This is a genomic window from Streptomyces jeddahensis (assembly GCF_001642995.1).
Lineage (GTDB): Bacteria > Actinomycetota > Actinomycetes > Streptomycetales > Streptomycetaceae > Streptomyces > Streptomyces jeddahensis.
The window spans coordinates 49501-69355 of sequence record NZ_LOHS01000097.1 but is presented as its reverse complement, the minus strand read 5'-3'; the positions used below and the strand labels follow the sequence as shown (position 1 = coordinate 69355).

Below are 19855 nucleotides of genomic sequence, written 5' to 3'. Positions count from 1 at the left end.
GGGAGTCAGCCGTTCCGGAGAGGGATCAGCTCTTCTTGACGGCGTCGGTCGCGATGGTGCCGGGGAAGATCCCGCTCAGCGGCTTGAAGAGGAGCAGGGGACCGGCCTTCCCGCGGCGGCGGTGCAGCGTGCGCGCGGCGAAGTCGCCGCCGAACTGCAGGACGGAGATGACGACGACCAGGACAGCCACGGTGGCCCACATCAGGCCGGTCTCGAAGCGCTGGTAGCCGTAGCGGATGGCGATGTCGCCGAGGCCGCCCGCGCCGACGGTGCCCGCCATGGCGGAGTAGCCGATGAGCGCGATGACCGTCGTGGTGGCGCCGGAGATCAGCGACGGGAGGGACTCGGGCACGAGGACGCTGCGTACGACCGTCCAGGTGCTGCCGCCCATGGACTGCACGGCCTCGACCAGCCCGCCGTCCACCTCGCGGACGGACATCTCGACCAGACGCGCGAAGAAGGGGATCGCGCCGATCGCGAGCGGCACGATGGCGGCCTCGCGCCCGATGGTCGTCCCGGTGACCCAACGCGTGAAGCTCATCAGCGCCACCATCAGGATGAGGAACGGCAGGGAGCGGACGATGTTCACGATCTGCCCAAGGACCTTGTTGACGACGACGTTCTGCAGCAGCCCGCCCTTGTCCGTGAGGACCAGCAGGATGCCGAGCGGTAGACCGCCGACGATCGCGATGAGCGTCGACCAGCCGACCATGTAGAGGGTGTCCCAACACGCCTGCGACAGCAGCGGCTGCATCTCGGACCAGGTCACTTGGCACCTTCCTTCAGCAGCAGGGGCTCCTGGGCGGCTTTGTCGAGGATGTCGATCTGCAGGCCCTGTTCGCGCAGGAAGCCGATCGGCACGACGTTCTCCTCGTAGCGGCCGGGCAGTTCGATGCGCATCCGGCCGACCTGCTTGCCCGCGACGGTGTCCATCGCGGCGCCGAGGATCGAGATGTCGATGTTGTACGTGCGGGAGAGCTGCGAGATCACAGGCTGGGTCGCGGCCTCGCCGTGGAAGGTGACGTCGACGACGGTGCGGTCGTCTCCGGTGGCGTCGCCGCTCACCGGGAAGAGGGCCGCGGCCAACTCCGAGCCGGGCGTGGCGAGCAGCTCGCTGACGGTGCCGGACTCGACGATCCGGCCCTTCTCCATGAGCGCGGCCGAGTCGCAGATGGACTTGACGACGTCCATCTCGTGCGTGATGAGCAGCACCGTGAGGCCGAGCTGCCGGTTCAGGTCGCGCAGCAGCTGGAGGATGGAGCGGGTGGTCTCGGGGTCGAGGGCGCTCGTCGCCTCGTCCGAGAGCAGCACCTTCGGGTCGCCGGCGAGAGCGCGGGCGATGCCGACGCGCTGCTTCTGGCCGCCGGAGAGCTGGGCCGGGTAGGCCTTCGCCTTGTCTGAGAGGCCGACCAGGTCGAGGAGTTCGAGGGCCTTGCGGGAGCGCTCCTTGCCGGAGACGCCGAGGATCTCGAGCGGCAGCTCGACGTTGGACTGGACGGTGCGCGAGGACAGCAGGTTGAAGTGCTGGAAGACCATGCCGATGCGGCTGCGTGCCTCGCGGAGCTCCTTGCCGGCGCGCGGGCCGCGTCCGGCCAGGGCGGTGAGGTCCTGTCCGGCGACGGTCACGGTGCCGGAGGTGGGGCGCTCCAGGAGGTTGATGCAGCGGATGAGCGAGGACTTTCCGGCGCCGCTCTGGCCGATGACGCCGTACACCTCGCCTTCGCGGACGTGGAGGTCGACGCCGTCGAGGGCGGTCACCTCGCGACCGCGCGAGCGGTGAGCCCGGTAAATTTTCGTGAGGCCCGATGTGGTGATCACGTGTGTTTCCGTCACTGTCGAGTGCGCGGCGCGGATGGCGGCCGGCACGGGGCATGCATGGTCGGAACGCGGCACGGTTCTCGCGGATGGCGATGGAACCGGGGAGAAGCGTGTGCGCGGGGCAGGCTCAGTCCGTGCGTGGTGGGCAGGCTGCTGTCAGGTTGTGCAGATCAGCGTGTGCGGTCACCTACGGACATGGCTGGCAGTCTCGCTTCGGGGCGCGAGGCTCTACGGCAGTGCTGGGGCCCTCAGAAGGCGCACATTCGACACATACAACGAGCACCGGGCGTCGTGATCGCCTCGGTCGCGGATACGCGGTAGCTCGTCGTGGTCATGCACCAAGTAAAGCAGACGTCGGGTCGGCCCCAGCCATCCGCTGTCCGAATAGCGGACACCCGTGGACGCCGCACAGCCAGGCCACGTTCCCCCCAGTCCCGCGTATGACCTGCATGGACAGGCCGGAAGATCATTCGCCGGAGAAGTTCCCAACCCGTCCTGGAGGGCCCCGTGCTGTGGCCAATGCCACGGCGGCCGGGACCGTCGTCCCTGCTGTAAGGGACGAACGGCCGTGCTGCGGAGCGGCCGGGCACCGGGGCCGAACGACCCGGGTCCTTCCGCCCGTATTAGGGTCTCAGCATGCTTGATGCCCTGACGGTCGCGACCAGCGTCGCCGCGCTCGCGCTGGCCGCCTGGTGCGGTTTCGCCGCCTATCGCGATCAGCCGACCAAGGACTGGCACTTCATCGGCATGGCCGTGGTGTCGCTGCTCGCCCTCGTCCAGCTGGTCGTGGGCATCGTCCAGCTGGCGCGCGGTGAGAAGCCGGAGCAGGGCACGGTGATCTTCGTGGGGTATCTGCTGGGTGCCTTCGCCTGCGTTCCGGCGGTGGGTTTCATGTCGCTGGCGGAGCGCACCCGCTGGGGTTCGGTGACGGTCGCCGCGGGCGGCGTGGTCCTGGCCGTGCTCGAGGTGCGGCTCTACGACATCTGGGGAGGCTGAGGTGGCCGTGTCCGAGGAGAACGGGACCGCGACGGACGGCCGCAAGCCCCGCACCCGGCTGATCAGCGGCCCGGGCATGCTGCTGGTGTGGCTGTACGGCGTGATGGTGGTCGGCGCGGTGTCGCGCTCGATCGTCCAGATCGCGACCGAGTTCGACCACGCCCCGCTCGCCTACTCACTGTCCGCGATCGCGGGCGTCGTGTACGGCTTCATCACGTACTCGCTGGTGCGCGGCGGGGAGAGGGCCCGCAGGGCGGCGCTGGTGTGCTGCGCCGCCGAGCTCGCGGGCGTGCTGATCGTGGGGACGTGGACGCTGGTGGAGCCCTCCGCCTTCCCGGACGCCACGGTCTGGTCGGACTACGGCATGGGCTATCTCTTCATCCCGGTGCTCCTGCCGGTGACCGCGATGTTCTGGCTGCGCCGGGCCCGCGGGACCGCGGCCGCCGAAATCTGACCCTCGGCGTTCAGCGACAGCGGGCCGGGCTCCCGGAGGAACCCGGCCCGAGTGTCATCGAACGTAACGAGCTATCAGGCGCTGGCGACGAAGGCGTTCACCTCGGCGTCCTTGGACAAGGTCACCATCGTGAGCCGGTCATGGACGCGTTCGGTGCCGACGAGGGCGTATCCGTGCTTGCGGTACAGCCGCAGGTTCCCCTCGCTGCGGTGGCCGGTGAAGAGCTCGAAGCGCCGCGCGGTGCCGTCCGCGGCGAGCCGTTCCTCTATGGCGTTCAGCAACCGCCCGCCCAGGCCGTGCCGCTGCATCCGCGGATGGACGATCAGCTTGTCGATGCGCGCCGTGCCGTCGGACTTCACGGTGGCGCGCACCGAGGCCACCACCTCGTCGCCGAGCCGTGCCACCAGCACGGTGCCGTCGCGCAGTTCGGCCTTGACGGAGTCGAGGGGCTGGGTGAGCGGCTCGATGGAGTAGTCGCCGTACAGCTCGGCCTCGCTCTGGTAGCACAGGTACTGCAGTTTGAGGATCTGTTCGGCGTCCTGCTCGGTCGCCTCCGAGATGGTCACACTCATGCCCATGTGTGCATGCCTCCCGCTCACCTGCTCCGCCGGTTGTCCCTCACTCTTTTCCCTGAGCGCCGTGAGCTGCAACCTCCGCCGCGAGCAATCTGCGCAGACATCCCAGACATCGGGAACGTTCCGGGCCAAGACTGCCCTGTGAGATACCCAACTCGGCCGCTATCTCCCGGTAGGTGAGGTCCTGGGGTGACAGCAGCGCCGCGACCAGTCGCGCGCAGCGGCCGGACAGTCCCCGCATCGCTGCCTGCAGGGCCCGGCGCCGGGCGGCGGTCAGTGCCAGGTGTTCGGGGCCGGGGCCCGTGTCGTCGGCCGGCTCGGCGGTGTACGGGAGTTCGCGCCGGGTCGCGCGCCGGAGCCGACGCGCCTCTGCGCGGACCGCGTCGGCCAGCCAGGACGCGGGGTTCCTGGGCATGCCCTCGCTGCGCACGTGCTCCAGCAGGCGCAGCCACACGGCCTGTTCGAGGTCGCCGGGCTCGGTGCCGGCACCAGCCTCCGCCGATGCCTCGGCGACGAGCAGGGCGCGCAGGGCGCCGACCATGTCGTACGGCGGTCCGGGGATCACGTCGCTCAGAACGCGCCCGCCCCGGCAGGAGGTTGCCGGGGCGGGCGTCTGTCACCCCATCCGGGGCGAGGGGTTCAGCCGTTGACGAAGTCGGCGTGCGCCAGCAGCCCGGTGTCCGTGTTGTCGGTGAAGATCCCGTCGATGCCCGTGGCGAAGTAGGTCTTGAAGGCACCGAAGGCGTCGCCGTAGGCGTCCGCGTCCGTGCCCTTCCTGAAGTCCGCGGGCAGGAAGGGGTTCTCGTTGCGCATCGTGTACGGGTGGAGGATCAGCCCCTCCGCGTGCGCGTCCGCGACCAGAGTGGTCGGCGTGGTGAGCTTGCCGGTCGCGTCCCTCGGGATGACCAGGTCGAGGGTCGGGCCGATGCCCTGGGCGTAGGAGGCGATCCACTTCAGCCCCTCGGGCTTGACCAGGTCGGCGACGGTGCGCGGGTCGCCCGCCTCGACGAAGTCCCAGGGGCGGCTGTTCGCGCTGGACAGCAGCACGACGAGCGGGTTGTCGACGAGCTTGTCCAGGCGCTGGATGCTGCTCGGCTCGAAGGACTGGAGGATGACCGGCGCGTTCCTCCTGTCCTTGCCGTACCGGCGCAGCAGCCTGGCGACCCGCTCCTCCAGGCCGAGACCCAGCTTGCGGAAGTAGGTGGGGTGCTTGAGCTCGGGGTAGATCCAGACCTGGCGGCCGCGCTTGCGGGTCTGCTCGTCCTGCCACTGGAGCACCTCTTCGAAGGTGGGGATCTCCCAGCGGCCGTTGTAGAGGGTGTTGTGCGGGCGGTTGGCCGGGATGCGTTCCTTGGCGCGCAGGGTCTTCAGCTCGGCGAGCGTGAAGTCCTCGGTGAACCAGCCCGTGGTGGACACCCCGTCGAGGACCTTGGTGGTCTTGCGGTCGGCGAACTCGGGGTGGTCCGCGACGTCCGTGGTCCCGCCGATCTCCGGCTCGTGACGGCAGACGAGGTGGCCGTCCTTGGTGGGCACCAGGTCGCCCGCCTCGACGACGTGCGCCCCCATGTCGAGGGCCAGCTCGTACGAGCCGAAGGTGTGCTCCGGGCGGTAGCCGCTGGCGCCGCGGTGCGCGATGACGGTGGGCACCGGGAGGTCCTTGTAGCCCCTCCCGCCGTACTGCTCGGCGGCGGCAGCCGTGCCGGGCAGTCCGACGACGGCCCCGCCCGCGCCGAGGACCGCGGCCCCCAGCAGGGCACGCCGGCCGGGGCCCGTGCCCGGCCCCTGCTCCTGAGACCCCTGCGTCCGCTGCGTCGCCATTGAGCGCTCCTCCCGTTGTGGTGCTCTGCACCTGTCAAAGCGGGACCGATCGTAGGTGTCCTCAAGTGACGGGTGGGAGACCTTGGACGGAACACACGGGTGACGCTGGATGTCGTATGAGGGTGGGCAGTTGACGAAGGGGCGGGCGGCGGAGGGAGAAGCCGCGATGTCCGTCACACCGTGACGACGGGATGTCGGCCGTGCAACGGCGCTCCACTGCAGGTAAACATGGGTCAACAGTGCGTAACCAGTCGGTGAACCCGGTGTGCAACCACCGGGGGCCCGCGAGTATCGTCCTCACCTGCAGAGACTCACCCTCGACCCTTGACACCGGAGGACCCGTTGTCCCGCTTCGCGCTCATCAAGGCAGTGCTCGGACCGATCATGCGCCTGATGTTCCGCCCACGGGTCGAGGGCGCAGAGCACATCCCGGGCACCGGCCCGGTCATCCTCGCCGGGAACCACCTCACGTTCATCGACTCGATCGTCCTGCCGCTGGTCTGCGACCGCCAGGTGGTCTTCATCGGCAAGGACGAGTACGTCACGGGCAAGGGCCTCAAGGGCCGTCTGATGGCCTGGTTCTTCACCGGTGTCGGCATGATCCCGGTGGACCGGGACGGCGCGAACGGCGGTGTCGCGGCGCTGATGACCGGCCGGCGCGTCCTGGAGGAGGGCAAGGTCTTCGGTATCTACCCGGAGGGCACCCGCTCCCCCGACGGCCGGCTCTACCGCGGCCGTACGGGTATCGCACGGCTGACCCTGATGACGGGGGCGCCGGTGGTGCCGTTCGCGGTGATCGGCACGGACAAGCTGCAGCCGGGGGGTGCGGGGATGCCGCGGCCCGGGCGGGTGACCGTGCGGTTCGGTGAGGCGATGGAGTTCTCGCGGTACGAGGGGATGGACCGGGACCGGTATGTGCTGCGGGCTGTGACGGACTCGGTGATGGCTGAGGTCATGCGGTTGTCTGGGCAGGAGTATGTGGATATGTACGCGACCAAGGCGAAGGCCGCGTAGCGGCCTTTGGGTGCTGCGCGACCGGGGGGCCCGGGGGTAGTGGGGGGTTGCCCGCCGTCGCGGGGTTCCGCTGTGCCCACCCGTTCCGCCCTGCGGAACGATTGCCCACAGCGGGGCGGAACGGCTTCCTACAGCGGAAGCTGGTTCCATGAAGCCGTTGCTCTTCCTCGATGTCGACGGGCCGCTCAATCCCTACATGGCGCTCTTGGGGCCCGTGCCCGAGGGGTACGTGGTTCATCTGACGCGGCCTGAGGGGTGGACGGCGACTCCGTATCTGCCCGTCCTGCTGCGTCACGGGGACGGCGCGGAGCTACGGAAGCTGTCCGGGGCGTACGAGCTGGTCTGGGCGAGTACCTGGATGGACGAGGCCAACGTGTGGATCGGGCCCCATCTCGGGCTGCCCCGGCTGCCGTACGTGGACTGGCAGGAGATGCACGGCGCTTCGGCGGCGGACGGCACGTACTGGAAGACGCGGGACATCGTCGCGTACGCGGCGGGGCGGCCGTTCGCCTGGGTCGACGACGAGGTCACGGATGCGGACCGGGACTGGATCGAGCGTCACCATCCCGCGGCCGCGCTGCTGCTGTGGATCGACCCGCGGACCGGCCTGACCCGTGAGGACTTCACCGCGCTGGCCTCCTGGGCGGAGGCCCTCACGGCGTGAACCGGTAGCCCGGGGCCGTCAGCCCCAGGGCAGCTGCGACCTGTGCTGCCAGTACGCCTCGGGGTCCTCGGCCAGCTCGCCGAGCCTGGCCGTCTGGTCCGCGGCGAGGTCGACGGCCGCGGCGTGCAGGTTCGAGGCGAGCTGGTTCGTGGTGGCCGCTCCGGAGAGGACGACTCCGGCCCAGGGCTGCTGAAGGACGAGGGCCAGGGCGACGGCGTCGGGGCCGAGGCCCGTCTCCGCGGCGACCGACTGCAGGACCGCCGGCGCATGCGGACCCGCGAGGCGCCCGTTGGCCATGCCCTCCTTCACGATCACGGTGAGCCCCGCCTCGTGCGCCTCGGCGAGTGCCGGCCCGGCCGACGTCTCCAGCGCGTTGTACGTCGCCTGGACGGTGCGGAAGAGCGGCTCGCCGTCGACCTCGACCGCGAGGGCCGCTCGGATGGCGTCCGCCTGGTCCGGGCCGCTGGTGGACAGGCCCACCGTCACGCCCTCGGCGGCCAGCTCGGCCAGGCGCGCGTGCAGCTCCTTGTCCTCGAGGGCTGGGCTGTCGGGCGTCACGGAGTGGATCTGGTACAGGTCGAGCCGGTCGCCGAGCAACTCGGCCGTCTCGACGCGCTGCCGTTCGTATGTGGCGACGCTGTGGTCCTTGATCTCGTGCGCCTCGGCGTCGGTGCGCCAGCCCGCGGTGTACGTGTAGCCCCACTTGCTGCCGACGACGACGTCCGTGATGTCGGGGCGGGCCAGCAGCCAGTCGGCGAGGAACTCCTCGGAGCGGCCGTAGGACCGGGCCACGTCGACGTAGCGGACGCCCTGCGCGTAGGCGGCGTCGAGGAGTTCGTGGGTGCGGGCGCGCATCGCGTCGACGCTGCGTACGGGCGGAAGGTCCTGGTCACGGCCGAGGTTGATATAGCCCGGACGGCCGACGGCGGCGAGGCCGAGGCCGATGTGGCAGGTGGGAGTCGTCGCTGTGGCCAGACGGGAAAAGGGCATCGCGGGCTCCGTTCGGTCGACTCTCTCCGTGCGGCTTCGCACATCGAACTGCGACCAACGTAGCCCGCGATGCCCTTGCGGCTCCCGGATGGGCTAGTGGCGTGCCTCTTACGGCCTACTTGCGCGCGGCGGCCCACTCCTGCTGGGCGGCCACGTCGGCCTTGACCTCGGCGAGCTGGACGGCGACGGCCGAGGGCGCGGTGCCGCCGCGGCCGTTGCGGGACGCCAGCGCGCCCGGCACGTTCAGGACGGTCCGCACCTCGGGGGTCAGGTGCGGCGAGATCTTGGCGAACTGCTCGTCGGTGAGCTGGTCGAGCTCGATGCCGTGGGCCTCGCACTCCTTGACGCACTCGCCCGCGACCTCGTGCGCGACGCGGAACGGCACGCCCTGCTTGACCAGCCACTCGGCGATGTCGGTGGCGAGTGAGAAGCCGGCCGGGGCCAGCTCCTCCATGCGCTCGCGGTTGACCGTGAGGGTCGCCATCATGCCGGTGAAGGCGGGCAGCAGGACCTCCAGCTGGTCGCAGGAGTCGAAGACCGGCTCCTTGTCCTCCTGCAGGTCGCGGTTGTACGCGAGGGGCAGGGCCTTCAGGGTCGCGAGGAGGCCCGTGAGGTTGCCGATGAGGCGGCCGGACTTGCCGCGCGCCAGCTCGGCGATGTCCGGGTTCTTCTTCTGCGGCATGATCGACGAGCCCGTGGAGAAGGCGTCGTGGAGGGTGACGAAGGAGAACTCCTTCGTGTTCCAGATGATGACCTCCTCCGCGATACGCGACAGGTTGACGCCGATCATCGCGGTGATGAACGCGAACTCGGCCACGAAGTCGCGCGACGCCGTCCCGTCGATGGAGTTGGCGGCGGAGCCGTGCTCGAAGCCCAGGTCCTTCGCCACCGCCTCCGGGTCGAGGCCCAGCGAGGAACCGGCGAGCGCGCCCGAGCCGTACGGCGACACGGCCGTCCGCTCGTCCCACTGCCGCAGCCGCTCCGCGTCCCGGGAGAGCGCCTGGACGTGGGCCAGCACATGGTGCGCGAAGAGGACGGGCTGGGCGTGCTGGAGGTGCGTACGGCCCGGCATGGCGACGTCCGGGTGGGCCTCGGCAAGGCCGATCAGCGCCTCCTGGAGGTCCGCGATCAGGCCGCCGATGATCCGCGCGTGGTCGCGCAGGTACATCCGGAAGAGCGTCGCCACCTGGTCGTTGCGGGACCGGCCTGCGCGCAGCTTGCCGCCGAGGTCCGGGCCGAGACGCTCGAGCAGGCCGCGCTCGAGGGCGGTGTGGACGTCCTCGTCGGCGATGGTGCCCACGAAGTCGCCCGAGGCCACGTCCGCCTCGAGCTGGTCGAGCCCGGCGATCATGCGCGTCAGCTCGTCCTCGGTGAGCAGCCCGGCCTTGTGCAGCACGCGCGCGTGGGCGCGCGAACCGGCGATGTCGTACGGCGCGAGCCGCCAGTCGAAGTGGACCGACGCCGACAGCTTGGCCAGGGCCTCCGCGGGACCGTCGGCAAACCGTCCGCCCCAGAGCCGGACGTCACCGCTGTTGCTGCTCACTGCTCTGCTCCTTGGAGGGATGTGGGTGTGCCACCGCCTCCCCACCGTGTACGGACGGGGAGGCGATGTTCACGCTATCTGTTACGCCAGGTCTCGTCGGGCTACGCCCGCAGTTGACGCTGCGCCGCGATCTTCGACGACAGGCTGTAGATGTCGATGAAGCCCTTGGCCGCGGCCTGGTCGAAGGTGTCGCCGGTGTCGTAGGTGGCGAGGTTGAAGTCGTACAGCGACGACTCGGAGCGCCGGCCGGTGACGACGGCGCGGCCGCCGTGCAGGGTCATCCGGATGTCGCCGTCGACGTGCTGGTTGGCCTCGTTGATGAAGCCGTCCAGGGCGCGCTTGAGCGGGGAGAACCACTGGCCGTCGTAGACGAGCTCGCCCCAGCGCTGCTCGACCTGCCGCTTGTAGCGGGCCAGCTCGCGCTCGACGGTGACGTTCTCCAGCTCCTGGTGGGCGGTGATCAGCGCGATCGCGCCCGGGGCCTCGTAGACCTCGCGGGACTTGATGCCGACCAGCCGGTCCTCGACCATGTCGATCCGGCCGATGCCCTGGGCACCGGCGCGCTCGTTGAGCTGCTGGATCGCCTGGAGGACGGTGACGGGCTTGCCGTCGATGGCGACCGGGACACCCTGCTTGAAGGAGATGATCACCTCGTCGGCCTCGCGGGGCGTGGCCGGGTTCTGGGTGTACTCGTAGATGTCCTCGATCGGCGCGTTCCAGATGTCCTCGAGGAAGCCGGTCTCGACGGCGCGGCCGAAGACGTTCTGGTCGATGGAGTACGGGGACTTCTTGGTGGTCGCGATCGGGAGGTTCTTCTCCTCGCAGAACGCGATGGCCTTGTCGCGGGTCATCGCGTAGTCGCGGACCGGGGCGATGCACTCGAGGTCGGGGGCGAGGGCGACGATGCCGGCCTCGAACCGCACCTGGTCGTTGCCCTTGCCGGTGCAGCCGTGGGCGACCGTGGTGGCGCCGTGCTTCTTGGCGGCGGCGACGAGGTGCTTGACGATCGTCGGCCGGGAGAGCGCGGAGACCAGCGGGTAGCGGTCCATGTAGAGGGCGTTGGCCTTGATCGCCGGGAGGCAGTACTCGTCGGCGAACTCGTCCTTGGCGTCGGCGACCTCGGCCTCGACGGCACCGCAGGCGAGCGCGCGCTTGCGGATGACGTCCAGGTCCTCGCCGCCCTGGCCGACGTCGACCGCGACGGCGATGACCTCGGCGCCCGTCTCCTCGGCGATCCAGCCGATGGCGACGGAGGTGTCCAGACCGCCTGAGTAGGCGAGTACGACGCGCTCGGTCACGGTTTCTCCTCACAGTGCATTCCCTGTCATGCATGAGTATGCACTCCTCCGTATGTTTCGTCAATCTCCCTGTCAGGGGCTCGCCCTCAGATGTCTGCCAGGGACTCACCCTCAGAGGCCTGACCAGGACCTCAGTCGCCCATCGCCTCGGCGATCACCGGGAGGTGGCTGAGCGGAAGCTCCTTCGTGGACGACAGGAGGGTCACCGGTCCGGACGCCGCCAGGTCCCGCAGCCGCTCCAGGGCGGCGGTGCGCTCGGGGTCCGCGAGTTCGGCCCGGTAGCGCTCGACGAACTCCTCGTGCCGGCCGGGATCATGGCCGTACCACTTGCGGAGCTCATCGGAGGGGGCCACTTCCTTGAGCCAGGTGTCGAGCCGCGCCGCATCCTTGGACAGGCCGCGGGGCCAGAGCCGGTCGACGAGGACCCGTGTGCCGTCGTCGGCCTCGACGGGGTCGTAGACGCGCCGCATCCGCACCGCGCCGGACTTACGGGATTTCCGCACCATGTCTCCATCGTCCAGGTGCGGGCAGTCATCGCGAGCCGAAACGGATCCCCGCATTTCATTAGACAGTCGAAGTATCGCGGAGAATACTCAGTGGACATGGGAAAGACCTATGACCGCATCGACGGCAGGCTCCGCTCCTTCATCGAGTCTCAGCCCCTCTTCTTCACCGCGACCGCGCCGCTCTCGGGCGACGGCACGGTGAACCTGTCCCCCAAGGGCCTCACCGGTTCCTTCGCCGTGCTCGACGAACAGACCGTGGCGTATCTCGACTTCGCGGGCAGCAACGCCGAGACCATCGCCCACCTCCGCGAGAACGGCCGCATCACCCTCATGTGGTGCGCCTTCCAAGGGCCGCCGACCATCGTCCGGGTGCACGGCCGCGGCGAGGCCGTGTTCCGCGACGACCCGCGCTTCCCCGAACTGCTCCGGCACTTCCCCGAGATCGAGCCGGGACGGCACGGGCTGCGCGCAGTCATCGTGGTGACGGCCGACCTCGTCCGCGACTCCTGCGGATACGCGGTGCCCCTCATGACGTACGAGGCGGACCGCGATCTGCACGGCAAGCGTTTCGCGCGCGAGGACGACGCCTCACTGAGCGAGTACTTCACCAAGAAGGAGCACATCGCAACGAGCCTGGACGGCCTGCCTGGCCTGCCGTTGCCCTTGCCGCCCAGTACGGTCTGACGCATGCGTCCCGGTGTCGTCGCTCTCGCGTCCGCTGCCCTGCTCACCCTCGTCACACTCGGCGCCGCCCCGCGCGCCGGTGCGGGCGCGCCCCTTCCCGAGCGGATGGCGGACACGGGCGGCGGCACGCAGCTGATCACCGCCCAGGCCGCGAGCACGAGGTCGACGACCGGGACCGTCATCTGGTGGGAGCGGCTGGGCGGGCGCTGGGTGCAGGCCGGTTCGGCACCGGCCCGGTTCGGCGCGAAGGGGCTGGCCGAGGGCGGATCGCGCAGGCAGGGCACGTACACCACGCCCACCGGCCTGTACGACCTGCCGTACGCCTTCGGCATCAGGAGCGCACCCGTCGGCACCACGACGCCGTACCGCCGTGTGCGCCAGAACTCCTGGTGGTGCCAGGACAACAGGTCGCGGTCCTACAACCGCTGGACCGAGCCACGCGCCGCCGACTGCCGCGCCGCGCAGGCGGAGCACCTGGTCGAGTACGACCCGGAGTACGCGTACGCCCTGGTCATCGGCTTCAACTACAACCGGCCGGTGCGCGGCCGCGGCGCGGGGATCTTCCTGCACGTCAACGGGCGTGGCGCGACGGCCGGTTGTGTGTCCGTGCCCGCGGACGCGATGCGCCGGATCCTGGACTGGGCCGAGCCGGCGCGCAGGCCGCACATCGCCATCGGGACAGCGAGCGGGCCGACCGCGATCACTCGCTACTAGGCGATCACTCGCTGGGCTCTGATCACATCGCGAGACGCTGTTGCGGGCGCTCCACGACCGACGTTGCATAACTAGGTGCATACTGAACATGTCATGACCGCGGACGCCGTCACGGATGCCTCCGGCACCGATCGTGCCGCCCGGCGGGCCGTCACCGTCTTCCCCGTCCTCGTCCTGCTCGCCGGCGCCATCGGCCTCGCCATGCCCGACGCCCTCGCCGGCTGGAAGACGAACGTGCCGTACCTCCTCGGTGTCGTCATGTTCTGCATGGGTCTGACGATGTCGGTCGCCGACTTCCAGGGTGTCGCGAAGCGGCCGTGGGCGGTCGCGCTCGGCCTGGTGGCGCACTACGTGATCATGCCGGGCCTCGGGTGGCTGATCGCCCACGCACTCGACCTCTCCCCGCAGCTGGCGGCCGGCGTGATCCTGGTCGGCTGCGCCCCGAGCGGCACCGCGTCCAACGTGGTGGCCTATCTGGCACGCGGCGACGTGGCCCTGTCGGTGTCCGTGGCGACCGTCTCGACGCTGGTCGCCCCGCTGGTCACGCCTCCGCTGACGCTGCTGCTCGCGGGCGAATACCTGCCGGTGGAGGCGGGCGCGATGGTCACCGACATCCTGAAGACGGTGCTCCTGCCGGTGCTCGGCGGCCTCGTCGTGCGGCTGCTGCTCGGCCGGTACGTGGACCGGGTGCTCGGCCTGCTGCCGTGGCTGTCGGCCGCGACGGTCGCGCTGATCGTGGCGGTCGTCGTCGCGGGCAGCGCGGCGGCGATCAAGTCGGCGGCGCTGGTGGTGTTCGCGGCCGTCGTGCTGCACAACGGCCTGGGCCTGGCCCTGGGTTACGGCGCCGGGAAGCTCGCCCGGCTCGGCGCGCCCGCCTCGCGGGCGATGGCCTTCGAGGTCGGCATGCAGAACTCCGGCCTCGCCGCATCGCTGGCCACCGCCCACTTCAGCCCGCTGGCCGCACTGCCGGCCGCAGTGTTCTCCGTGTGGCACAACGTCTCGGGCGCGGTGGTCGCGGCCTGGATGGCGCGCAGGACGCGGCGGGCCGAGCGGGTGTGACGGCGAGGCTCCACAGGCCTCAACCGTGACGAGGGCCGACGGTCTTCAGGGACCGTCGGCCCTCGTCACGTCCGGGTACACGGCCCGTCGTACCGGCCTAGTGGTGGTTCTGCGCCAGCCGCAGCAGATGGTCCGCCAGCGCCTGACCGCCCGTCGGATTGCGGCTGATCAGCAGCAGCGTGTCGTCACCCGCGATGGTGCCCAGGATGTCGTGGAGTTCGGCCTGGTCGATGGCCGAGGCGAGGAACTGGGCGGCCCCCGGCGGGGTGCGCAGGACGACGAGGTTGGCCGAGGCCTCCGCGGAGATCAGCAGCTCCGCGGAGAGCCGACGCATCCGCTCCTCCTTCGCCGACTCGCCCAGCGGCGCCCGCGGGGTGCGGAAACCACCCTCGCTGGGCACCGCGTAGATGAGGTCGCCGTCGGTGTTGCGGATCTTGACCGCGTTGAGCTCGTCCAGGTCGCGGGAGAGCGTCGCCTGGGTGACGCTCAGCCCGTCGTCGGCGAGGAGCTTCGCCAACTGGCTCTGGGAGCGCACCGGTTGCCGGTTGAGGATGTCCACGATCCGGCGGTGGCGGGCGGTGCGCGTCTGCGGCACGGCAGGCCCGGCCTGGGGCTCGTTGTCCTGCGCCTGACTCATCGTCGTCTCATTCTCCGGATCGTCCGTCCCCGTACGCGTCGTCGAGGACACCGGGCAGCGCCCGCAGGAACGCGTCCACTTCGTCGTCGCCGAGGTTCAGCGGCGGCATGAGCCGTACGACGTTCGGGGCGGGCGCGTTCACCAGGAGGCCGGCGTCCTGAGCCGCCTGCTGCACCTTGGGCGCGAGCGGCTCGGAGAGCACGATACCCAGCAGCAGGCCCGCACCCCGGACATGTCCGATCAACGGGTGGCCCAGCGACTCGATTCCTTCGCGCAGCTTCTCCCCCGCCCGCTTCACGTTCTCGAGCAGGCCATCGGCGGCGATCGTCTCGAGTACGGCGAGTCCGGCGGCGCACGCCACCGGGTTGCCGCCGAACGTCGTGCCGTGGTGGCCGGGCTTCAGCAACTCGGCGGTCTCGCCGAACGCGACGGTCGCGCCAAGGGGCAGCCCACCGCCGAGACCCTTCGCGAGTGTGACGATGTCGGGGTCGACACCCTCGTGCGCCTGGTACTCGAACCAGTGCCCGGTCCGGCCGATGCCGGTCTGCACCTCGTCGAGGACGAGGAGGGTTCCGGTGGCCCGGGTGATCTCGCGGGCGGCCTTCAGATAGCCGACGGGCGGCACGACGACGCCATTCTCGCCCTGGATCGGCTCGATGATCACGAGAGCCGTGTCCTCGGTGACGGCGGCCCGCAGTGCCTCCACATCACCGTAGGGGACGTGGGTGACATCCCCGGGCAGCGGCAGGAAGGGCTCCTGCTTGCCCGGCTGGCCCGTCAGCGCCAGCGCGCCCATGGTGCGGCCGTGGAAACCGCCCTGCGTGGCGACCATGTGCGTACGCCCGGTGAGCCGCCCGATCTTGAAGGCGCCCTCGTTGGCCTCGGCCCCGGAGTTGCAGAAGAACACGCGGCCTTCGCGTCCGAAGAGCTGGAGCAGCCGCTCGGCGAGCGCGATGGGCGGCTCGGCCATGAAAAGGTTGGAGACATGGCCGAGGGAGGCGATCTGCTTGCTGACGGCCTCGACGACCGCCGGGTGGGCGTGGCCCAGCGCATTCACGGCGATTCCGCCGACGAAGTCCAGGTACTCCTTGCCGTCGGCGTCCCACAGCCTGGCGCCCTCACCGCGGACGAGGGGCAGCCGCGGGGTGCCGTAGTTGTCCATGAGCGCGCCCTCCCAGCGCCGGGTCAGCTCCTGGTTGTGCGTCACTGCTCCCCCTCGGTTGATGCTTCGTCAGGTACGACCATCGTGCCGATGCCCTCGTCGGTGAAGATCTCCAGCAGGATGGAGTGCTGGACGCGGCCGTCGATGACGCGGGCGGTGTGGACGCCGTTGCGGACGGCGTGCAGGCAGCCCTCCATCTTCGGCACCATGCCGCTGGACAGGTCCGGCAGCAGTTTCTCCAGCTCGCTCGCGGTGAGCCGGCTGATGACCTCGTCTGAGTTGGGCCAGTCCTCGTAGAGGCCCTCGACGTCGGTCAGGACCATCAGGGTCTCGGCACCCAGCGCCGCAGCGAGAGCCGCAGCCGCCGTATCAGCATTGACGTTGTAGACATGTCCGTCGTCCTGGGAACGGGCGATCGAAGAGATGACCGGGATGCGTCCGTCGGCCAGCAGCGCCTCGATCGCGCCCGTGTCGATTTCCGTGATCTCGCCGACCCGCCCGATGTCGACGAGCTCGCCGTCGATCTCGGGCCGGTGCTTGGTGGCGGTGATGGTGTGCGCGTCCTCGCCGGTCATGCCGACCGCGAACGGCCCGTGCTGGTTGAGCAGCCCGACCAGCTCGCGCTGCACCTGGCCCGCGAGGACCATGCGTACGACGTCCATGGCCTCGGGCGTGGTGACCCGCAGCCCCGCCTTGAACTCGCTGACCAGGCCGTGCCGGTCGAGCTGGGCGCTGATCTGGGGGCCGCCGCCGTGCACGACGACGGGCTTGAGCCCGGCGTGCCGCAGGAAGACGACGTCCTGAGCGAAGGCCGCCTTCAGCTCCTCGTTCACCATCGCGTTGCCGCCGAACTTGATGACGACGGTCTTGCCGTGGTGCCGGGTCAGCCAGGGCAGCGCCTCGATGAGGATCTGCGCCTTCGGGAGTGCGGTGTGCTTCCGCGTCGGATTGCTCATGACGAATACGCGCTGTTCTCGTGGACGTAGTCGGCGGTCAGGTCGTTCGTCCAGATGGTGGCCGTCTCGGCGCCGGCGGCGAGGTCGGCGACGATGTGGACCTCCCGGTAGCGCATGTCGACGAGCTCGCGGTCCTCGCCGACACCGCCGTTCTTGCAGACCCAGACGCCGTTGATGGCGACGTTCAGCTGGTCCGGCTCGAAGGCGGCCTTCGTCGTGCCGATGGCGGAGAGGACGCGGCCCCAGTTGGGGTCCTCGCCGTGGATCGCGCACTTGAGGAGGTTGTTGCGGGCGATGGAGCGGCCCACCTCGACGGCGTCGTCCTCGGTCGCGGCGTTGATCACCTCGACCTTGATGTCCTTGCTGGCGCCCTCGGCGTCGCCGATCAGCTGCCGCCCGAGGTCGTCGCAGACCTTCCGTACGGCCTCGGCGAACTCGTCGTACTCGGGAGTGACGCCGGACGCGCCCGAGGCGAGCAGCAGGACGGTGTCGTTGGTGGACATGCAGCCGTCCGAGTCGACCCGGTCGAACGTGACCTTGGTGGCGGCGCGCAGCGCCTTGTCCAGGGTCTCGCTGTCCAGGTCGGCGTCGGTGGTGAGGACGACGAGCATGGTGGCGAGGCCCGGGGCGAGCATGCCGGCGCCCTTGGCCATGCCGCCGACGGTCCAGCCGTCGCCCTGGTGGACGGAGGTCTTGTGGACGGAGTCGGTGGTCTTGATGGCGATGGCGGCCTTCTCACCGCCGTGCTCGGACAGCTGCTGAGCGGCCGCCTCGACCCCCGGAAGCAACTTGTCCATGGGCAGCAGTACGCCGATGAGACCCGTCGAGCAGACGGCGACCTCACCCGCGCTGTGGCCTTCGAGGACCTCGGCGACCTTCTCGGCGGTGGCGTGCGTGTCCTGGAAGCCCTTCGGGCCCGTACAGGCGTTGGCGCCGCCGGAGTTGAGGATGACGGCGGACACCTGCCCGCCCTTCAGCACCTGCTCGGACCAGAGGACCGGGGCGGCCTTGACGCGGTTGGAGGTGAAGACGCCCGCGGCGGCGAGGCGGGGCCCGTTGTTGACCACGAGGGCCAGGTCGGGGTTGCCGTTCTCCTTGATGCCTGCTGCGATGCCGGAGGCGGTGAAGCCCTTGGCAGCGGTGACACTCACGGTGCGACTCCGATCGTGGAAAGACCAGTCTCCTCGGCGAACCCGAGGGCGATGTTCATGCTCTGGACGGCACCGCCGGCGGTGCCCTTGGCGAGATTGTCGATGGCGCTGATGGCGATCACGCGGCCTGCGGCTTCGTCGTACGCGACCTGCATCTGAACGGCGTTCGAGCCGTACACGGACGCGGTCGCGGGCCACTGCCCCTCGGGCAGCAGGTGCACGAACGGCTCGTCCGCGTACGCCTTCTCGTACGCGGCCCGCACGGACTCGGCCGTGACGCCCGGCTTGGCCTTCGCGCTGCACGTGGCGAGGATGCCGCGGGGCATGGGGGCGAGGGTTGGCGTGAAGGACACGGTGACCGGCTCGCCCGCGGCGGCGCTGAGGTTCTGGATCATCTCGGGCGTGTGCCGGTGCACGCCGCCCACGCCGTACGGCGACATGGAGCCCATGACCTCGGAGCCGAGCAGATGCGGCTTGGGCCCCTTGCCCGCGCCGGACGTGCCGGAGGCGGCGACGATCACCGCGTCGGGTTCGGCGAGCCCCGCCGCGTACGCCGGGAAGAGCGCGAGCGAGGCGGCCGTGGGGTAGCAACCGGGCACCGCGATGCGCTTGGACCCCTCCAGCGCGGCGCGGGCGCCCGGCAGTTCGGGGAGGCCGTAGGGCCAGGTCCCGGCGTGCGCGGAGCCGTAGAACTTCTCCCAGTCGGCGGCGCTCTTCAGCCGGAAGTCGGCGCCCATGTCCACGACGAGGACGTCGGGGCCGAGCTGCTCGGCGACGGCGGCGGACTGGCCGTGCGGCAGGGCGAGGAAGACGACGTCGTGCCCCGCGAGCACGTCGGCGGTGGTGGACTCGAGTACGCGGTCGGCGAGCGGCAGCAGATGCGGCTGCAGCGCGCCGAGGCGCTGGCCGGCGTTGGAGTTGCCGGTCAGGGCGCCGATCTCCACTTCCGGGTGCACGAGAAGCAGACGCAGCAGTTCTCCGCCCGCGTATCCGCTTGCTCCTGCCACTGCTGCGCGTACCGCCATGGAAACCCTCCTCTTGGATGGCATGACTATACGCTGCGACGCACTTTTATGCAATCAGTGGCGGGCTGTGCTGGGGGTATGCCCTCTTCGTTGAGGAACGCTGCGACGGTTCTCTAGGGTGTGGCTCTGCGGTAAGCAGGGGGTCTGGGCGGGTGTCGCCGCCGCGCCGCCTCATGGTCTGCGGCACCCCCGCTTGCCGTGGGGGTTTGCAGCCTCGACCGATTCGCAAAGGAGACGGTCCACTGTGGACGCCATCGACGAGAAGATCATCGCCGAGCTGACCCGCAACGGCCGCATCTCGCATTCGGAACTGGCCAGCAAAGTGCTGCTGTCCCGCAACGCGGTGCGCCAGCGCATCGAACGGCTTGAGCGCGAGGGACACATCGCCGGCTACACCATCGTCCGCGCCGACGGCGACACCAGCGATGCCGTCTCCGCGCTCGTACTCGTCTACCGCCAGGACCGTATGCGCGGCGGCGATGTCCTGGCCGCACTCAAACGCATTCCGGAGGTCGTCATCTGTGAGATCCTCAGCGGCGACTTCGACATCATGGTGCGCCTGGAGGCGGCCTCACTCGAACGCGTACGGGCCATCTGGGAGGACATCGCCAAGATGCCCGGCGTACGGGACACGGTCACGGCGCTCACCCTGTCCACGGTGGTCAACCGCCCGCGACGGACAGCTCTCGGTTGACGGTGTCGGCGTCCACATCGTCCGCCCGGGCCGCCGCCAGCTGAGCCAGCACCTCTTACTGCGGCAGCCACCAGACGGGACGCCAAGCAACGAAGGT

Annotated in this window: 22 protein-coding genes; 8 read left to right on the top strand and 14 right to left on the bottom strand. The window is 70.0% G+C overall.

The window, feature by feature from the left end:
• Positions 1 to 25: 25 nt before the first annotated feature.
• Positions 26 to 769, bottom strand: a complete 744-nt coding sequence (locus STSP_RS23115; protein ID WP_067281377.1) for a methionine ABC transporter permease — start codon at positions 767 to 769, stop codon at positions 26 to 28.
• Positions 766 to 1818: a methionine ABC transporter ATP-binding protein gene (locus STSP_RS23110; RefSeq protein ID WP_067281376.1), complete on the bottom strand. Its 1053-nt coding sequence runs from the start codon at positions 1816 to 1818 to the stop codon at positions 766 to 768. Before STSP_RS23110 ends, STSP_RS23115 begins: the two co-directional genes overlap by 4 nt.
• 636 nt (positions 1819 to 2454) lie before the next feature.
• Between STSP_RS23110 and STSP_RS23105 the strand changes: the two genes are divergently transcribed.
• Together STSP_RS23105 and STSP_RS23100 are read left to right on the top strand one after the other, a co-directional pair.
• On the top strand, positions 2455 to 2814 hold the full coding sequence (locus STSP_RS23105) for a hypothetical protein (protein ID WP_067281373.1): 360 nt from the start codon (positions 2455 to 2457) through the stop codon (positions 2812 to 2814).
• 76 nt (positions 2815 to 2890) lie between these two features.
• Entirely contained in the window at positions 2891 to 3268 is a 378-nt protein-coding gene (locus STSP_RS23100) for a hypothetical protein (protein WP_067281511.1), read from the top strand.
• 74 nt (positions 3269 to 3342) lie between these two features.
• Here the strand turns inward: STSP_RS23100 and STSP_RS23095 are convergent, their stop codons facing one another.
• From STSP_RS23095 to STSP_RS23085, 3 genes are all read right to left on the bottom strand, one after another.
• Positions 3343 to 3846, bottom strand: a complete 504-nt coding sequence (locus tag STSP_RS23095; protein WP_067281371.1) for a GNAT family N-acetyltransferase — start codon at positions 3844 to 3846, stop codon at positions 3343 to 3345.
• Positions 3847 to 3886: 40 nt separating this feature from the next.
• A complete protein-coding gene (locus STSP_RS23090) occupies positions 3887 to 4384 on the bottom strand; it encodes an RNA polymerase sigma factor (RefSeq protein WP_067281509.1) in 498 nt (165 codons plus the stop codon).
• Between the two features lie 98 nt (positions 4385 to 4482).
• On the bottom strand, positions 4483 to 5661 hold the full coding sequence (locus STSP_RS23085) for a glycerophosphodiester phosphodiesterase (protein WP_067281367.1): 1179 nt from the start codon (positions 5659 to 5661) through the stop codon (positions 4483 to 4485).
• Positions 5662 to 6003: 342 nt separating this feature from the next.
• Between STSP_RS23085 and STSP_RS23080 the strand changes: the two genes are divergently transcribed.
• Positions 6004 to 6675, top strand: a complete 672-nt coding sequence (locus STSP_RS23080; RefSeq protein ID WP_067281364.1) for a lysophospholipid acyltransferase family protein — start codon at positions 6004 to 6006, stop codon at positions 6673 to 6675.
• Positions 6676 to 6823: 148 nt separating this feature from the next.
• A complete protein-coding gene (locus STSP_RS23075) occupies positions 6824 to 7339 on the top strand; it encodes an HAD domain-containing protein (RefSeq protein ID WP_067281361.1) in 516 nt (171 codons plus the stop codon).
• Positions 7340 to 7357: 18 nt separating this feature from the next.
• On the opposite strand, the gene STSP_RS23070 is transcribed toward STSP_RS23075, so the two are convergent.
• From STSP_RS23070 to STSP_RS23055, 4 genes are all read right to left on the bottom strand, one after another.
• Entirely contained in the window at positions 7358 to 8329 is a 972-nt protein-coding gene (locus STSP_RS23070) for an aldo/keto reductase (RefSeq protein WP_067281360.1), read from the bottom strand.
• Between the two features lie 115 nt (positions 8330 to 8444).
• Positions 8445 to 9872 carry an argininosuccinate lyase gene (gene argH, locus STSP_RS23065; protein ID WP_067281357.1) on the bottom strand — a complete coding sequence of 476 codons (1428 nt, stop codon included), beginning with the start codon at positions 9870 to 9872 and terminating at the stop codon, positions 8445 to 8447.
• 101 nt (positions 9873 to 9973) lie between these two features.
• Positions 9974 to 11170, bottom strand: a complete 1197-nt coding sequence (locus STSP_RS23060) for an argininosuccinate synthase (protein WP_067281355.1) — start codon at positions 11168 to 11170, stop codon at positions 9974 to 9976.
• A 131-nt stretch (positions 11171 to 11301) separates the two neighbouring features.
• The gene (locus STSP_RS23055) at positions 11302 to 11676 is read right to left on the bottom strand and encodes a DUF488 domain-containing protein (RefSeq protein ID WP_067281347.1); all 375 of its coding nucleotides are present in this window, start codon (positions 11674 to 11676) and stop codon (positions 11302 to 11304) included.
• A 96-nt stretch (positions 11677 to 11772) separates the two neighbouring features.
• On the opposite strand from STSP_RS23055, the gene STSP_RS23050 reads away from it, so the two are divergent.
• From STSP_RS23050 to STSP_RS23040, 3 genes are all read left to right on the top strand, one after another.
• Positions 11773 to 12360 (top strand): pyridoxamine 5'-phosphate oxidase family protein, encoded by a 588-nt coding sequence (locus tag STSP_RS23050; RefSeq protein ID WP_067281507.1) that lies wholly within the window; start codon positions 11773 to 11775, stop codon positions 12358 to 12360.
• Between the two features lie 3 nt (positions 12361 to 12363).
• Positions 12364 to 13074, top strand: a complete 711-nt coding sequence (locus STSP_RS23045) for a L,D-transpeptidase family protein (protein WP_067281343.1) — start codon at positions 12364 to 12366, stop codon at positions 13072 to 13074.
• 93 nt (positions 13075 to 13167) lie between these two features.
• Complete coding sequence (locus STSP_RS23040; protein ID WP_067281341.1) at positions 13168 to 14133, top strand: bile acid:sodium symporter family protein; 966 nt, start codon at positions 13168 to 13170, stop codon at positions 14131 to 14133.
• A gap of 97 nt (positions 14134 to 14230) precedes the next feature.
• On the opposite strand, the gene STSP_RS23035 is transcribed toward STSP_RS23040, so the two are convergent.
• From STSP_RS23035 to argC, 5 genes are read right to left on the bottom strand one after another with little or no spacing between them, the layout of a single operon-like run.
• Positions 14231 to 14770, bottom strand: coding sequence for an arginine repressor (locus STSP_RS23035; RefSeq protein WP_067281338.1), 540 nt, complete (start codon positions 14768 to 14770; stop codon positions 14231 to 14233).
• A gap of 7 nt (positions 14771 to 14777) precedes the next feature.
• Positions 14778 to 15977: an acetylornithine transaminase gene (locus STSP_RS23030; protein WP_078067418.1), complete on the bottom strand. Its 1200-nt coding sequence runs from the start codon at positions 15975 to 15977 to the stop codon at positions 14778 to 14780.
• Positions 15974 to 16888, bottom strand: coding sequence for an acetylglutamate kinase (gene argB, locus STSP_RS23025; RefSeq protein WP_067281337.1), 915 nt, complete (start codon positions 16886 to 16888; stop codon positions 15974 to 15976). The genes STSP_RS23030 and argB overlap by 4 nt, the downstream gene beginning before the upstream one ends.
• A complete protein-coding gene (gene argJ / locus STSP_RS23020; RefSeq protein ID WP_067281332.1) occupies positions 16885 to 18039 on the bottom strand; it encodes a bifunctional glutamate N-acetyltransferase/amino-acid acetyltransferase ArgJ in 1155 nt (384 codons plus the stop codon). The genes argB and argJ overlap by 4 nt, the downstream gene beginning before the upstream one ends.
• Positions 18036 to 19064 carry an N-acetyl-gamma-glutamyl-phosphate reductase gene (argC, locus tag STSP_RS23015; RefSeq protein WP_067281331.1) on the bottom strand — a complete coding sequence of 343 codons (1029 nt, stop codon included), beginning with the start codon at positions 19062 to 19064 and terminating at the stop codon, positions 18036 to 18038. The genes argJ and argC overlap by 4 nt, the downstream gene beginning before the upstream one ends.
• Before the next feature lie 244 nt (positions 19065 to 19308).
• Between argC and STSP_RS23010 the strand changes: the two genes are divergently transcribed.
• Positions 19309 to 19758, top strand: a complete 450-nt coding sequence (locus STSP_RS23010) for an Lrp/AsnC family transcriptional regulator (protein WP_078067417.1) — start codon at positions 19309 to 19311, stop codon at positions 19756 to 19758.
• The last annotated feature ends 97 nt before the right edge of the window (positions 19759 to 19855 follow it).